General features: G+C 35.0%; 13 protein-coding genes. 9 read left to right on the top strand and 4 right to left on the bottom strand.

The features are described from left to right. Window positions 1–10 precede the first annotated feature (10 nt). The 3 genes from ACEN92_RS07550 to ACEN92_RS07540 are packed head-to-tail and all read right to left on the bottom strand — an operon-like array spanning window position 11 to window position 6228. Window positions 11–1585, bottom strand: a complete 1575-nt coding sequence (locus ACEN92_RS07550) for an arylsulfatase (RefSeq protein ID WP_495641760.1) — start codon at window positions 1583–1585, stop codon at window positions 11–13. Window positions 1586–1604: 19 nt separating this feature from the next. Further along, window positions 1605–3083, bottom strand: a complete 1479-nt coding sequence (locus ACEN92_RS07545) for a RagB/SusD family nutrient uptake outer membrane protein (RefSeq protein WP_495641759.1) — start codon at window positions 3081–3083, stop codon at window positions 1605–1607. 19 nt (window positions 3084–3102) lie between these two features. Then, window positions 3103–6228 carry a SusC/RagA family TonB-linked outer membrane protein gene (locus ACEN92_RS07540; protein ID WP_495641758.1) on the bottom strand — a complete coding sequence of 1042 codons (3126 nt, stop codon included), beginning with the start codon at window positions 6226–6228 and terminating at the stop codon, window positions 3103–3105. Window positions 6229–7159: 931 nt separating this feature from the next. Between ACEN92_RS07540 and ACEN92_RS07535 the strand changes: the two genes are divergently transcribed. The 9 genes from ACEN92_RS07535 (at window position 7160) to moaA (ending at window position 14803) form a co-directional block, all read left to right on the top strand. Continuing rightward, on the top strand, window positions 7160–8332 hold the full coding sequence (locus tag ACEN92_RS07535) for a molybdopterin molybdotransferase MoeA (RefSeq protein WP_495641757.1): 1173 nt from the start codon (window positions 7160–7162) through the stop codon (window positions 8330–8332). A gap of 156 nt (window positions 8333–8488) precedes the next feature. Next, on the top strand, window positions 8489–9235 hold the full coding sequence (locus ACEN92_RS07530) for a sulfite exporter TauE/SafE family protein (protein WP_495641756.1): 747 nt from the start codon (window positions 8489–8491) through the stop codon (window positions 9233–9235). A gap of 31 nt (window positions 9236–9266) precedes the next feature. Then, window positions 9267–9839, top strand: a complete 573-nt coding sequence (locus ACEN92_RS07525; protein WP_495641755.1) for a molybdenum cofactor guanylyltransferase — start codon at window positions 9267–9269, stop codon at window positions 9837–9839. A 6-nt stretch (window positions 9840–9845) separates the two neighbouring features. Next, the gene (cobA, locus tag ACEN92_RS07520; RefSeq protein ID WP_495641754.1) at window positions 9846–10634 is read left to right on the top strand and encodes a uroporphyrinogen-III C-methyltransferase; all 789 of its coding nucleotides are present in this window, start codon (window positions 9846–9848) and stop codon (window positions 10632–10634) included. Window positions 10635–10904: 270 nt separating this feature from the next. Beyond that, on the top strand, window positions 10905–11141 hold the full coding sequence (locus tag ACEN92_RS07515; RefSeq protein WP_495641753.1) for a MoaD/ThiS family protein: 237 nt from the start codon (window positions 10905–10907) through the stop codon (window positions 11139–11141). 10 nt (window positions 11142–11151) lie between these two features. Further along, window positions 11152–12225 carry a molybdopterin-synthase adenylyltransferase MoeB gene (gene moeB, locus ACEN92_RS07510; protein ID WP_495641752.1) on the top strand — a complete coding sequence of 358 codons (1074 nt, stop codon included), beginning with the start codon at window positions 11152–11154 and terminating at the stop codon, window positions 12223–12225. Between the two features lie 236 nt (window positions 12226–12461). Next, window positions 12462–12893, top strand: a complete 432-nt coding sequence (locus ACEN92_RS07505) for a molybdenum cofactor biosynthesis protein MoaE (protein WP_495641751.1) — start codon at window positions 12462–12464, stop codon at window positions 12891–12893. 1 nt (window position 12894) lies between these two features. Next, a complete protein-coding gene (gene moaCB / locus ACEN92_RS07500) occupies window positions 12895–13809 on the top strand; it encodes a bifunctional molybdenum cofactor biosynthesis protein MoaC/MoaB (RefSeq protein ID WP_495641750.1) in 915 nt (304 codons plus the stop codon). Continuing rightward, window positions 13796–14803: a GTP 3',8-cyclase MoaA gene (gene moaA, locus ACEN92_RS07495; RefSeq protein ID WP_495641749.1), complete on the top strand. Its 1008-nt coding sequence runs from the start codon at window positions 13796–13798 to the stop codon at window positions 14801–14803. Before moaCB ends, moaA begins: the two co-directional genes overlap by 14 nt. A 202-nt stretch (window positions 14804–15005) precedes the next feature. On the opposite strand, the gene ACEN92_RS07490 is transcribed toward moaA, so the two are convergent. Then, a complete protein-coding gene (locus tag ACEN92_RS07490; protein ID WP_495641748.1) occupies window positions 15006–15584 on the bottom strand; it encodes a hypothetical protein in 579 nt (192 codons plus the stop codon). Between the last annotated feature and the right edge of the window lie 169 nt (window positions 15585–15753).

Raw genomic sequence — 15753 nt, 5'->3', positions numbered from 1 at the left:
ATCAGTATTTTTACTGCTGTTTTATTTTATTCCAATCTTCAACACCTACTTTTACTGACCATTGCTGATGTAATTCAATCAGGGTTTGAAGCAGCTTTGATTCTGATTTTGCCAGGTTTTTTGTTTCTGTCCGGTCTGTAGCAAGATTGTACAATTCCCAGGGCTGATTGTTTTCGGCTACCGCTTTCCATTGCTCTTTTCTTACTGCTTTACTGCCTTCGTGTTCCCAAAACAAAGCTTCATGTGCATCAGATTGTTGTCCTTCAAATTCCTTTTTTAAACTAATACCTTCTAAAGGTGTGAGTTTTTTTTCCTGAAAAGAATCAGGATACTGAAAACCGGCATACTCCAGACAAGTTGGAAAAATATCAATCAAATGACTTACTCTGTTACTTACTGTACCAGCCTTAATGTGTTTTGGATAATAAGCAATAAAGGGTGAGGCAATACCACCTTCGTGGGTGTTCTTTTTGAATAATTGAAAAGGCGTGTTGCTCACATTTCCCCACGGACTTTCGTAACTATCAATCGACGCAACCGAACCTGGTGTTCCATTTTTTTGTGTAACATAATTCCATTTTTTTACATCATCGGCACTTCCGCCATTATCCGAAAGAAAAAGAATAAGCGTATTATTTTCTTCTCCCAAAGACTTGACTTTCTGCAGGATTTCTCCAATTCCGGCATCCATTCGGTCAATCATGGCGGCGTAAATTGCCATCCGGGTATCCCATTTGTCTTTTTCTTCGGCACTTAATTTTTCCCAATCCGGCACTTTTTCAAAACGATTGGATAAGTCCCAATTTTTATCAATGATTCCTTGCTCTTTTAATTTTTTAAAACGGCTTGCTCTCAGTTTATCCCAGCCTTCCAGGTATTTGCCTTTGTATTTTGCAATATCTTCCGGCAATGCCTGAATGGGCCAATGCGGCGCATTATAAGCAACATACAGAAAAAAAGGTTTTTGCTGATTGCGCTGTTTTTCTAAAGAATTAATGGCAAAATTGGTAATTTCCTGAGTCAGATAGGTAGAAGTATCCGTGCGGATAATTTCTTTATCACCTTTCATAAAAGTGACTTTTCTTCCGTCGTTATATAAAGGTTCCGAGTTGAAATAACTGCTCCCGTTGTTTTGTAAAGTAAAAGAATCATCAAACCCCCGATTAACCGCCCAGGCTGATGGCACTAAACCAACGTGCCATTTTCCGGAAACAATCGTATTGTATCCTGCCTGTTTGAGTGCTTGCCCAATTGTGATGCAATGCTCGTTTAAATAGCCCTGATAGGCAGGAAACCCCTTGTCTTGCACCATGTCACCAACCCCTGCCTGATGCGGATACAACCCCGTGAGTAATGAGGCCCGGGAAGGACAGCAACGCCCTGCATTATAAAACTGCTTTACAATAAACCCGTTTTCAGCGAGTTTATTCAGGTTTGGGGTTTTAATTTCTGAGCCAAAAGCACCAATATCCGAGAAACCAAGATCATCCGCCAAAATGACGATGATGTTAGGTTGCTTTTTCTGTGCAGATAGCTGAAATTGTGTAACAACCAATAGGGCAAGTATGAACAGTTTTTTAATCATTTTTTTATTGTAGTTATAGTTAATTTCCGTATCCCGGATTTTGTGGCAATCCAACAGGATCAATATTTCTTTCACTTTGTGGAATTGGATATAAAGTATTTCTTTCTGAAACAGAGTTCTTCGCCGTCACTTTTTTGATTTCGGTAACCAAAGTTCCCCAACGCACTAAATCAAACCATCTTTGCCCTTCCTGAACGAATTCTTTTTTACGCTCTTCCTGAATTGCTGCTCTAAAAGTTTCCTGGGTTAATCCTGATAAATCTACTGTTGCATCTGGTGTATTGATTGGTTTGCCAAAAGCTCTTCTTCTTACCTGATTGATAGCTTCATAAGCTTCTGCCGTTGGCACTCCCTGCTCATTTATCGCTTCTGCCAAAGACAATAAAATGTCAGCATAACGAATTACCGGAAAATTGATAGCCACATTTGATGGTGTTGCTAAATTGCTTAAATCAAGGTATTTGCTAAAAATTGGCTTTGGAAAAATATATAGTGTTCCAGTGGCTGGATTTAATAATTGTTTTTTATAACTAACATCCCTTCTGGTATCTCCTGCAGCATAAATGTCATAAAATAAAGCTACATCTGAAATAATATCCGCAGGTTCCGTAGCTGTAAATCCGGTAAAAGATGTGGCCTGAAAAGTACTTCCACTGGATCCGTTTCCTGCCTGATTTGGCTCAAACTGAACAGAAAAAATATGTTCTTTTCCGTTCTTTTTTGTTTTAGTAAATATGTCCTGAAAGTTTTCGAACAAAGCATATCCATAACCGCCATTTATTACTTCTTTTGCTTTTAAAATGGTGTTTGGCCAGTCTTTTCGGGTCAAATAAACTTTTGTTAAAATTGCTTTTGTAGCTCCGGAAGTTGCGCGTCCGGTATCAGCAGCAGCATAAGCAGCAGGTAAACTTTCGGCAGCTGTCAAATCTGAGATTATCTGGGCGTAAACTTCATCAACAGTTGCTCTTTTTGACTTTAAACTTTCCAACTGAATAGAAGTCGGTTCGTGTAAAACAATTGGAACACCACCCCAAAGACGAACGGCCTGAAAGTAAAGTAATCCTCTGATAAATTTAGCTTCGTTGATTAATCTGGCTTTAACAACATCTGAACCGGATACTTTCGGAATGTTATCGATAGCAACATTCGCTCGGTTGATTCCGGCATAAATTTGTCTCCAAGCAACCTGGACACGGTCCGAAGTCGCGTCATGAGTCAAACTGCTCAAAGCCCTAACCTGCGGATTTGTTGCTGAAACTCCCGCAGAAGCATAATCAGAAGCCATATCGGTTAAAAAATAAAGGTTTCTCCCAAACAAACTCTGCTCACCCGGATCAAGACTTAGCGAAGCATAAACTGCAGTTACGCTGGCAATGGCATCATCCTGGGTTTTAAAGTAATTATCTTCGGTTACAAAAGAGGTTGGTGTTACCTCTAACTCTGTGCACGATATAAATAGTCCGGCACTTAAAAGGAATGTTATAATAATCTTTTTCATCGTTTTTATATTTTTTTACTTAGAAAGTTACGTTCACGCCCGAGATGAATGTTTTAGAGTTTGGATAAGAACCAAAGTCAATTCCCGGATATAAGTTGTTTTGTTCGTATGAACTTACCTCCGGATCATATCCGGTGTATTTTGTCCATGTAATTAAATTTTCGGCAGAGACATAAAACTTGACGCTCTTAGTTCCCAACTTTTTAGAAATGCTTTTTGGTAATGTATAGCCAAGAGTGATTAATTTTAATCTTAAAAAAGAGGCATCTTCTATGTAACGTTCAGACACTATTCCCAACGGAGAACTTGATGCTCTCGGAATTTCATTGCTCGGGTTTGTTGGTGTCCATCGGTCTTCAAGAGTTGAAGCTGCATTTGTTCCAAGAGTTGAAATCTCTAATTGCTGATTCAAAGCGTTGAATATTTTTCCGCCGTAAGATCCCTGAAAAGAGAAATTCAGATCGAAATCATTATAGGAAACTGTGTTGCTGAAACTTCCAACAAATTTTGGCTGGGAACTACCCAGGTTTCCTTTGTCAAGTGCTGTAATTACTCCATCGCCATTGGTGTCAACATATTTTCGGTCCCCAACTTTTGTATTGGCTAAACTGTTTATTTTTGGCTGCGTATTAATTTCTTCCTGAGTCTGGAAAATTCCGTTTGTTTTGTATCCCCAGAAAATTCCCAGTGGCAATCCTACTTTTACTATTACAGGCTGTTGCTGCAATAAAGTACCATTTGGAACTATCGGGAAAAACTGATTAACTCCATTTCCAATTCCAACTACCTTATTTTTATTGGCCGAGAAAACGAGGTTAGAGTTCCATGAAAAGTTTTCTGTTTTTAAGTTTTCGGTAGTTAAACCAATTTCGATACCTTTATTTTCAACACCTCCAATATTTTGAAGAACAGTCGCATATCCTGATGTAAGCGGAACCGGAACATTTATAAGTAAGTCTTTTGTTTTTTTGTAATACACATCAAAAACAAAATTGACTTTTCTGTCCAATAAAGATAAATCCAATCCAACGTTATATTGATCGGTTTTCTCCCATTTCAAATCCGGATTTGCCAATCGGGTAGGGGCTAAACCTGTTTGTAATGTGCCTCCAAAAGAATAATTAACAGAACCCATTGAAGCTAACGAAAGGTAATTTCCAATTTCCTGGTTTCCGGTTGTTCCGGCAGTTAATCTAAGTTTAGCTTCGGTAACTCCTTTTATATTATCAGCAAATTCTTCATCGGTAATATTCCATGAGAATCCGGCTGATGGAAAATATCCCCAAAGTGATTCGGAACCAAATCTTGAAGAACCATCCGCACGTGCAGAAAGTGTAAAGTTGTATTTTCCTTTATAGGAGTAATTTACTCTTGTGAGCCAGGATTTTAGTACACTTTCGTACGCTTCACTATATGGTTTTACCGGAACACCATCCTGGAGAGCGTTATACGTATTGGCATCATTTACAAATGTATTGGCTCCTGCATTAACGATTTCGCCTTGTGTATATTGAAGTGTATAACCTCCTAAAGCTGAGAATTTATGATTTTCGCCAAAATTAGTGTTGTAATTCAAGGTATTCTCGTTCAGTACTGAGCTCACTAATCTGTCACCTACAGAAGCTAAACCTTTAGTTCCTGCGCCATTTGATGTATTTGCGGGAGCATAATAATTTTGTTTAGTGTTTATTACATCTCCACTAACAGCAACTTTAGCGGTAAGTTTTTTTGTTATTTTATATTCGCCAAATAAGCTTGTCAAAATTCTATTAATTTTGGTTTCATTAATTGTATTTGCCAAATCATTAATAGGATTCGGGATATATCCGTTAACAGAAGTTGCGTAAGGATTTTGAGTTACATTATAGCTTCCGTCTGCATTTTTAATCGGAACTACCGGAGCGATAAGCAAGGCACTAACTATCGGATTTGGCTGTCTGCCACCACTTGAATTATTTCCAAAACCATTTGCTGTCGAATTACTGTAGTTTGCATTTACACCGAATTTAAAATTCTGTGAATAATTTTTTTCGTAATTAGCACGAAGCGAAATTCTTTTAAAATCAGACCCCAGAACTATTCCTTCCTGATCAAAATAACCCGCGGAAATAGCATAACGTGATCTTTCATCTCCGCCTGAAAAAGACAATTGATGGTTTTGTACCGGAGCTGCAGTCCTAAAAGCTGCAGATTGCCAGTCATATCCTCCTGATGTTTTAAAAGCTTCGATTTGTGCATCAGAGAAAGACGGTGCCTGCCCAATACTTGCCTGAACATCATTTCGCAAACTTGCCCACTGGCTGGCATTCATTAAATCAAGTTTTTTGGAGATGTTTTGAAACCCAAAATAACCCTGATATGAAATATTGTCCTGTCCTTTTGTACCCTTTTTAGTTGTAATGATTACAACACCATTTGCACCTCTGGAACCATATATTGCAGTAGCCGAAGCATCTTTTAAAACTTCAATAGATTCAATATCGGAAGGGTTTATGGTTGATAAAACATTAATACTGGCACCGGCAAAAGAAACTCCGGCCGAACTGTTTGCGTTATCATTGTAAATCAAAATTCCGTCTACAACATACAAAGGTTCGTTGCCCGCTGTAATTGAGTTTCCTCCTCTGATACGTACGCTTGACGATGCGCCGGGACGTCCTGAACTTTGCGTAACTACAACTCCCGCAACAGCACCTCTTAATAAATTATCTGCAGATGAGGTAACCTGAGATAAATTGGCTTTTGGAACAGAGGCTACAGAACCAGTGATGTCTTTTCTTTTTTGAGTTCCGTACCCAACCACTACTAATTCATCAAGTTCCTGACGTTCTTCTTTCAAACTAATCGTAACAGGATTCCCTTCAACGATTACTTCTGCTTTTTTATATCCTATGTAAGTTACTACTAATATATATGGAAATCTCTGACCAGTCTGAAAATAAAATTTCCCTTCAGAATCTGTTACAACACCGTGAGTCGTACCTTTGATATTTATTGAAGCACCAATAATTGGCTGATTTGTAATGTCATCGACTACCGTTCCGTCGAGTTTAGATTGAATAAGTGGTTTTGTATCCTGTGCCTGAAATTGCAGGGATGTTAACAAAATTGTAACCCATAAAATGAGTTTTATATTTTTTTTCATTTCTTTGTATTGGTTTAAGTAATTAACAAGGAACCCTGAAAGTTGAATTTTCAACTCTCTGTTATTTCCTTTTATTTAGCGATAAATGTTCTTTAAGCCTTGCCATTTCTGTTGCCGCAGAAATGGCTTTTTTTATTTACAGCAACGGTGATGCCTCTTTTTCATTTTGTTTTTTAGTTTAATGTGTCATTTTTTTATTTAATAGGTATAGTTTCAAGAACCCTTTTAGATACAAATTAATATATCAAGCAGATTTTCGTAATTCTTAAGGTAATTCTTGTGATGAAATTTAAAAGATTTGTTGTAATTCGATCTTTTAAATAGATGAATCGAATGTAAACGAAAGAATTGTTGAGAGGATTAGCAACAGAAGCACATATAACAAAAGGTGTTATATGTATATTTTTTTGGAAGAATGTAATACGATATGCTTTCGGTTGTTTTCAAAATATAGTTCTTTATGGTTTTAAATATTATTTAAACTCTACTAATTCTATAGACAAAGTTAATTTTAATATAATAAAAACCAAAAAAATCTTGAATTATTTTATCTGAAATAAGCAAAATATTTTTTTATAAAAATTAATTTTAGTTTTAAAGTGTTTTAAATCAGTTAATTACAATATTATTTTTTATTTTAAAATGTTAAAAATATTTTCAAACTAAAATTTAAGATTAATATTTTTTGTCTCTTTTTTAAGACTTTATCCGTGTTGTTAAAATTTGATTTGTTGATTAAAACGTCTGTAAAGGGATTATTTAAACCTTAAGTATCACATTTTGAAGTAAAGTAGCATCAATTTAAAGGAGCATTCTGAATAAATTAGAGTAATTTTATAGTTAGAAAAATAAATTAAATTTTTTTAACCGTACTAGTAATAAATACTTATATTTGCAATAAGTATTTATACTTAGTTTTATACTTTGAAAGATGATACAAGTTAATGAAGCTTTAACAATCGTAGCTGAAAATAGTTCGAAAATGCCATTGCAAAAAAAAGCCGTGAGTAAATCTCTCGGATATGTTTTGGCAGAAACGGTATATTCGCCAATTGCAATGCCGCCTTTCCGACAATCAGCAATGGATGGTTATGCTTTCATACATAGTGAAAAACAGCAATATGATGTTGTAAATAGTTCACAGGCGGGAGATCATTCTAATATAAAACTGAAAAATAATGAAGCAATCCGAATTTTTACAGGCGCTTTTGTCCCTGATGATGCGGATACTGTTGTCATGCAGGAGCATGTAATGGCTAATGAAAATTCGATTTTGATCACTAATATGCCCGAGCAATTTGCAAATGTTCGTGCAAAAGGGGAACAAATTAATAAAGAAGAAGTGGTTTTTGAAGCCAATACTTTAATCACACCAGCTGCAATTGGCTTTTTGGCCTGCTTGGGAATTACAGAAATTACAGTTTACAGAAAACCGAAAGTGGCTATTTTGGTAACCGGAAACGAATTGGTAAAACCGGGCAAAAAATTGCCAAAAGGTAAAATTTACGAAAGCAATTCGGTAATGCTGCAGGCTGCGCTTCAAACTATTGGTATAAATAAAACAAAAGTTCTTAAGGTAAAAGACAATCTTAAAGCAACAAAAAAAGCTTTAAAAGAAATATTGACAAAATATGATGTTGTTTTAATTTCCGGTGGAATTTCAGTTGGGGATTATGATTTTGTAAAAGAAGCATTACTCGAAAATGGAGTAGAAGAACTCTTCTATAAAATCAATCAGAAACCCGGGAAGCCAATGTTTTTTGGTAAAAAAGAGGAAACTTTAGTTTTTGCTTTACCAGGAAATCCGGCTTCATCACTGACTAATTTTTATATTTATGTGTATCCGGCAATCAAAAAACGAATGGGTTTCTCTGATATCCATTTGCCAAAATTAGTTCGAAAATTAAATGCAGGCATTTCGAATACTTCCGGAAAAACGTTGTTTTTGAAAGCTTCGTATGATGAAACTCATGTAACAGTTTTAGACGGTCAGAGTTCAGCAATGCTTAACACTTTTGCAACAGCAAATAGTTTATTGATTGTTCCGGATGATGTACAAACACTTAAAAAAGAACAATTTGTAACTTTGCTGCCGATTGATTAGTATAAAAGAATAAAGAATAAAGAATAAAGAATAAAGAATAAAGAATAAAGAATAAAGAATAAAGAATAAAGAATAAAGAATTTCAGTTTAATATGCAGTGTGTAAAATTAAACATATAGCCTTAACCTGAAACAAAGAAAACCTGAAACAAAGAAAATGAATTTACTTACTTCCGAAAATATAATCTTATTCAGCTTTGCATTAATCGTCATTGCATTTCTGTACTCGAGTGTCGGACATGGCGGAGCATCGGGCTATTTGGCATTAATGACCATTTTTGCTTTTCCGGTGGCTATTATGAAACCTTCGGCATTATTATTGAATTTATTTGTTTCCAGTATTTCATTCTTCTTTTATTACAGGATGAATTATTTCAAACCAAAGCTCTTTTATCCATTTGCAATTGCTTCAATTCCGGCGGCGTTTATTGGTGGATTTGTTACTTTGGATAATATGATTTATAAAGTTATTTTGGGAATAGTATTGGTTTTTGCAGCTCTTAGATTATTCGGAATATTCAATTTTAAAGAAAAAGAAGCAGTTGAGATCAAATTGCCTTTTGCATTGGCAATCGGATTTGTAATTGGTTTGTTATCCGGAATGTTGGGCATTGGCGGAGGCATTATTTTAAGTCCGATTTTATTGTTTTTGGGATGGGCCTCAGTTAAGGAATCAGCGGCAATTTCGAGTCTGTTTATATTTGTAAATTCGTTTGCAGGAATGTTAGGATTTCTTTTGGGAGGAAAAATAATTCCGACAGAGAGTTTTTATCTGGTTCCAATTGCAGTAGTAGGAGGAGTTTTGGGAGGCTTTTACGGAAGTGGTTATTTCTCCAACAAAACCTTAAAAATAGTTTTAGGGACAGTGATTTTAATGGCGAGTATCAAATTGATTTTTCCTTAAAATTGAAAATGTAATTTATAAATAGTTTGACATGGAAACACTAACAGCATTTATTCTTTGTGGAGGAAAAAGTTCCCGAATGCAGTCAGAGAAAGGATTGGTTTTGTTTCAGGAAAAACCATTTATCGAACATATCATTCAGGCGATTTTGCCTCTAACTGAGAATATTCAATTAATTACGAATACAAAAGATTACGATTATTTGCCTTATCAAAAAATAACTGATATTATTAAAGACAAAGGACCCTTGGGGGGAATTTATACAGCGTTGACGAATTCTGAAACCGAATTCAACCTGATTCTGAGTTGCGATATTCCGTTGATTTCTTCAGAATTGTTATCTGAATTAATTTCAAAACACAATCAGGAAGCTCAAATCACTGTTTTTGCCACAGAAAGCAGAATCCATCCTTTAATCGGAATTTATTCAAAAAAAATAGTGCCGGCTATAAAAGAGGCAATTGATGCAAATGAATTAAAAATGATGGATTTTTTAGCGAAAGTGCCTCATCAAATTATAAAAATAGAAGAAAGCGAGAACTTTCCTCTAACCAATATTAATTCGGTAGACGAATTAAACGACCTGAATAATAATTTAAGTTAATAGATCATGGAAAACTTAAGAACACCAAAATTAACAGTAGTAGGCGCAGGGCCTGGAGATGTTGAATTGATTACGCTAAAAGCAATAAAAGCGTTAGAAAATGCCGACGTAGTTTTGTATGATGCCCTGGTCAATGAAGAATTATTACAGTATGCCACCAAAGCAGAGATTGTTTTTGTGGGCAAACGCTTAGGATGCCATGCTTACACACAGGATCAAATTAACGAATTGATTGTTTCTATGGCTAACCGTTACGGACATGTCGTACGTTTGAAAGGCGGAGATCCGTTTATTTTTGGACGTGGAAGTGAAGAAATCGAATATTCAGAAAAATTTGGATTGGAAACAGCCGTTGTTCCCGGAATTTCATCAGCGTTGGGTGTTCCTGCTTCAGTGGGAATTAGTCTGACACAGCGTAAAGTGGCAGAAAGTTTTTGGGTAATTACTGGTACAACTTCCAGTCATGAATTGTCTAAAGACGTACATTTGGCTTCAAAATCGGCTGCAACAGTGGTTATTTTGATGGGAATGCATAAATTGGATGAAATCATTTCGATTTATCAGGAAAACAGAACTGATGATCTGCCGATTGCAATTATTCAAAACGGAACTAAAAATTCAGAACAAAAAGTAGTTGGAAACATTAGTTCAATTACTAAATTAGTCGCTGAAAAAAACATTTCATCACCGGCAATTATTGTGATTGGTGAAGTGGTGAAAAATACTTCAAAACTGACTTCGTATTTCCAGGAGCATTTTGAAGATGAGTTTATATTTCAGAATTTAAATCTATAATAATGATTGAAGTAATCTGAATATGAATCGTTCCTACGGAACTTTGCATTACTTTCAAATTAATACAACGGAATGAAATTCCGTCGCTACAAAATAAATCGTCCCGCTGGGACTAAGTTGTGAAAGAGCTGTAGGCTCGAAGAAATATTGTAGGGATGAATTTTAATTCGTCCAAATGATAAAATGTGAATCCGGTACAGAGCCTTAGGCTCGGGTCATATTGGTATAACATGTTTTTAACATAAATTCGTTTTTAAATCTATAATAATAATGATTGAAGTTAAGTATTTTGGAGCTGTCGCCGAAAAAACACGATGTTCATTCGAAAATGTGATTTCTTCGAATATATCCTTGCAGAATTTATTGCAGGATTTAGAAGAAAAATACCAGTTCGAATCGCTTTCTTTCAGCGTGGCGGTTAATCAAAAAATAGTATCAAAGACAACAGATTATTCTTTGAAGACCAGCGATATTGTCGCTTTATTACCTCCTTTTGCCGGCGGATAATTTACAATTTATGAATGAATCTTCACGTTATAACCGACAAATAATTCTTCCGGAAATTGGAGAATCAGGACAGCACAAATTATTAAAATCCAAAGTTTTAATTATTGGTGCCGGTGGTTTAGGTGCTGCAATATTGCCTTATTTGGCAGCCGCAGGTGTTGGCGAAATAGGGATTATTGATGATGATGTTATCGAACTTTCAAATTTGCAGCGTCAGGTAATTTATAAAAGTTCAGCTGTTGAAAAATACAAAGTTGAGGAAGCCAAAGCAATGGCTGCAGAATTAAATCCTCAGGTAAAAGTAAACGCTATCGCAGAAAGACTTTCGAGCAAAAACGCAATTGAGTTATTTGAAAATTATGATATTATTGTGGATGCAACAGATAATCTTCAAATAAAATATTTGATAAATGATGCTTGCCTGATAACAAAAAAGCCCATGGTTTATGGATCTATCTTTAGGTTTCAGGGACAGGTTTCAGTTTTTAATTATCAAAATGGTCCGACTTACAGATGTTTATATCCGGACGAGAACAGTTCGTCTGCGAATTGTACAGACGCGGGCGTTATCGGAATTTCAGTCGGAATTATTGGCATGCTGCAAGCCAACGAAGTAATAAAAATGATTCTAGAAATTGGCGAAGTGTTGAGTGGTAAAATACTGGTTTATAATATTTTAAATAATGATCAGCAAAAGTATGACTTTGAGAAGAATACTTCTTTTTATTTAGACAAAACTGCTTTTGAAGGAAAATATAAAACAATTAAAAATGTTTCAGCTGAAATTGATGCAGCAACTGTTTTGAACGAAATCGATTCAGATGAAATTCTTTTTTTAGATGTTCGAAATTTTGATGAACTCCCGAAAATTAATTTTAAAAACGGAATTCAGATTCCGTTAATGAACTTAGAAAATGAATTAGGGAAACTGAATCCAAATAAAACTATTTTTGTTTATTGCCAATCCGGAATTAGAAGTAAAATAGCTGCTGAATTACTTCAGAAAAAGGCATTCAAAAATGTAAAAAGCATTTCCGGCGGAGCTTTAGCAATGAAACAATTATTTGAAGAAATAAAAATATAGCGACAGATTAATGTTAAATTGTTTCACGCAGATTTTGCAGATAAAGCAGATTTATTTTCCATGAATTAGACAAATTTTACTGATTTTTATTTTCAATAATTATTAAATATTAAAAGAAACAACTCGTAAAAATTCGTGGCAAAAGAAAAAATCATTTTAATCAGTGAAATGTGTGTCAAAAAATATAAAATTTAATTCGTGCGAATTCGTGCAATTCGTGTTTAAAAAGAAACATAATGAGTAAAAATGTATTTGTAGAAGGGCCAATTTCTCCTGAATTTATCGCAGAATCGATTGCCAAACACCAATCAAAACATACGATTGGTGCCCATAATATTTTTCTTGGGCAGGTTCGTGCAGATGTGATTCATGACAATACGGTTGTAGCAATCGATTATTCGGCTTATGCTGATATGGCGAACGAAGCTTTACATGTGATTCGTGAAAAAGCTTTCGCTAAATTTGATTTAACCTGCATGCACATTTATCACAGTTTAGGCGTGGTAAAAGCAGGTGAAATTTGTTTGTTTGTTTTCGTTTCGGCAACAAGACGCAAGCAGGTTTACGAAGCTACAGAAGCAATCGTCAACTGGATTAAAACAGATGTGCCTATTTTTGGTAAAGAAATGTTTGAAAACGATACATTCACCTGGAAACAAAACACCTAAAATGGTAGATATTACGCATAAAATAAACACTTTAAGAACTGCAACCGCCACAGCACTTGTCAAAGTCAGCAAACAGGAAACAATTGATGCAGTGGTGAATAATCTGGTTCCCAAAGGGAATGTGTTCGAAATGGCAAAAACGGCCGGATTGTTCGCAGTAAAAAATACACATTTATCAATTCCTGATTGTCATCCGCTTCCAATTGAATTTACTTCGGTTGAATATAAAATTGAAGATTTAACGATTCAGATTATCTTCAATGTAAAAACAGTTTACAAAACGGGAGTTGAGGTTGAAGCGATGCACGGAGCTTCAATTGTAGCATTGACAATGTATGACATGCTAAAACCAATCGATAAGGAAATCGAAATTTCGACAATAAAATTAATCAATAAAGAAGGCGGAAAATCGTCTTTTAAAAATAAGTTTCCAAACGTAATCAAGGCAGCAGTTTTTGTTTGTTCCGATTCGATTTTTGCCGGCGATAAACAAGATCGTTCCGGAAAAATAATAGTTGAAAAACTAGAATCTTATGGAGTTGAAACGACACATTATGAAATCATACCTGATGAAATTGATGTAATTCAGGATAGGACTAAAGCCTTCGCAAAAGAATGCCAATTGGTTATTTTTACCGGAGGAACAGGATTGTCACCGAGAGATGTAACTCCCGAAGCCTTGTCACCATTGTTGGAAAGCCGAATTCCGGGAATCGAGGAAGCGATCCGCAATTACGGACAGCAGCGAATGCCGTATGCCATGTTATCCAGAACGGTTGCAGGAACATTAGGAAAAAGTTTAGTTTTGGCTTTGCCGGGATCAACCAACGGAGCCAGAGAATCTATGGATGCCGTTTTTCCGCATGTAATGCACATTTTTCATATTTTAAAAGGAAAAAATCATGACACTCTCTAAAACCATTTTAACGGATGATTTTGGGCGAAAACACAATTATTTGCGTATTTCGCTGCTGGAGAAATGCAATTTGCGTTGTACATATTGCATGCCTGCAGACGGAATCACATTGTCTCCAAAAGCCAGTTTAATGACGGCTGATGAGATTTTTTCCATTGCTCAGACTTTCGTGGAAAATGGTGTTGATAAAATTAGATTAACTGGTGGAGAACCGCTTTTGCGAAAAGATTTCCCTGAGATTATTTCAAAATTATCAACTTTAGAAACTTCGCTTTCGATAACAACAAATGGTATTTTAATCGATCGCCATATTGATGTTTTAAAGCAATCTAACATCAAAAAAATCAATTTAAGTTTAGATACTCTGGTTTCATCTAAATTTCATACTATAACGCTTAGAAATCAGTTTGAGAAAGTGATTGATAATCTTCATTTACTTTTGAATAACGATTTTCAGGTAAAAGTAAATGTCGTTTTGATGAAAGGTTTTAATGAAAACGAAATCATTGATTTTATTAAATTAACTGAATTTTTGCCGGTTTCTATCCGATTCATAGAATTTATGCCTTTTGCAGGAAACGAGTGGGACAGAAGCAAAATGGTATCGCAAAATGAGATTTTATCGCAAGTTGAAGAATGTTTTACTTTAGATAATGTTCAAAAACTGGAAGATGAAAAAAACTTCACCGCCAGAACTTATAAAATTGAAGGTTTTCAGGGTAATTTTGGTATTATCAGTTCTATTACGAATCCATTTTGTGATGGCTGTAACCGAATTCGCCTGACAGCAAACGGAAAAATAAAAAATTGCCTTTTCTCTAATTCAGAAACAGATTTACTTACGGCCATTAGAAACGGAGAATCTATTGCCGAATTAATTTCAACTTCCATCAAAAAGAAGAAAAAAGTAAGAGCGGGAATGGTTACAGTTTCTGAAATGGATGATCCTTCGCTTCACTTTGATAATCGAAGTATGATTGCGATTGGAGGGTGATATGCTGAAAAGCCAGACATTTTTACACAATCATCTTGTCATTCTGACAGAGGAGGAATTCCTGTGATACAATTTCGTACCGTTAAGAAAAATACTTTGTAGAGCTCCTTGCGGAGATTCTTCGTTTCTCAGAATGACAAACTATGAATACAAAATTATTAAAAAAAGGTTTGACTTATTGAAGTCAAACCTTTCTTATATATTATTTTTTCTTTTTCGCTTTTGCTTTCTTTTTAGACTTTGCTTTCTTCTTTGCTATTTTTTTAGCTTTAGCCTTTTCCTTTGCTTTTTTTGCTTTTTCTTTTTTCTTAGCTGCAGCTTTTAATTTTGCTTTTTTAGCTTTTTCTTTCTTTTTGTCCTTTTTGTCTTTATCTTTTTTCTTAGCTAGTTTCTTTTTTTCTTTTTCCTTGTCTTTGTCTTTCATTTTCTTCTTCTTTTTGTTATTAGATTTATCTTTAGATTTTTTTACGGTTGCAATAGCTTCTTGGTTGGCTTCAATATTTGATTCAGTAGCAGCAGTTTCAGTAATTGTTGTAGTTTTCTCTGGTTTTGCAATTGGTGTTACTACTTTTTTTGCAGGTGTTCTTGCTGCAGCAGGTTTTGGTGTTGTCGTTGTCACTGGTTTTACAGTGGCGGTTTCAGGCTTCACAGTTTCAGTTTTGACTGGTGCTTTTTTAACAGGTGTGTTTTCAGCTTTTGTTGGTTTTGTAACAGGCTGTACAGCTTCAGTTTTTGGAGAATCAATTTTCTCAGGATTTGTTTCTTCAGTCTTGTTTTCCATAATTATAGGTGCATTTAGATGATGATTATCTTTACGAATGTAAATAAATTGTTAATTTACAGTTAAGTAAAGATAATTATAAAACAAGCTTCCCAATGTTAAGCTTTTCGGTAAAAAATAAGAATAAATTGTTGAAAATGAGTTGTTTGATTTTTTTACTGAAAATAAA

It is taken from the genome of Flavobacterium sp. Flavsp81, assembly GCF_059491325.1.
Note: the sequence above shows the minus strand (reverse complement) of the source record. Positions and strands in the feature narration are given on the sequence as shown.

Coding starts and splice junctions, on each gene's coding strand:
- ACEN92_RS07550 (WP_495641760.1), bottom strand. CDS start 1,585: ATGATTAAAAAACTGTTCATACTTGCCCTATTGGTTGTTACACAATTT.
- ACEN92_RS07545 (WP_495641759.1), bottom strand. CDS start 3,083: ATGAAAAAGATTATTATAACATTCCTTTTAAGTGCCGGACTATTTATA.
- ACEN92_RS07540 (WP_495641758.1), bottom strand. CDS start 6,228: ATGAAAAAAAATATAAAACTCATTTTATGGGTTACAATTTTGTTAACA.
- ACEN92_RS07535 (WP_495641757.1), top strand. CDS start 7,160: ATGATACAAGTTAATGAAGCTTTAACAATCGTAGCTGAAAATAGTTCG.
- ACEN92_RS07530 (WP_495641756.1), top strand. CDS start 8,489: ATGAATTTACTTACTTCCGAAAATATAATCTTATTCAGCTTTGCATTA.
- ACEN92_RS07525 (WP_495641755.1), top strand. CDS start 9,267: ATGGAAACACTAACAGCATTTATTCTTTGTGGAGGAAAAAGTTCCCGA.
- cobA (WP_495641754.1), top strand. CDS start 9,846: ATGGAAAACTTAAGAACACCAAAATTAACAGTAGTAGGCGCAGGGCCT.
- ACEN92_RS07515 (WP_495641753.1), top strand. CDS start 10,905: ATGATTGAAGTTAAGTATTTTGGAGCTGTCGCCGAAAAAACACGATGT.
- moeB (WP_495641752.1), top strand. CDS start 11,152: ATGAATGAATCTTCACGTTATAACCGACAAATAATTCTTCCGGAAATT.
- ACEN92_RS07505 (WP_495641751.1), top strand. CDS start 12,462: ATGAGTAAAAATGTATTTGTAGAAGGGCCAATTTCTCCTGAATTTATC.
- moaCB (WP_495641750.1), top strand. CDS start 12,895: ATGGTAGATATTACGCATAAAATAAACACTTTAAGAACTGCAACCGCC.
- moaA (WP_495641749.1), top strand. CDS start 13,796: ATGACACTCTCTAAAACCATTTTAACGGATGATTTTGGGCGAAAACAC.
- ACEN92_RS07490 (WP_495641748.1), bottom strand. CDS start 15,584: ATGGAAAACAAGACTGAAGAAACAAATCCTGAGAAAATTGATTCTCCA.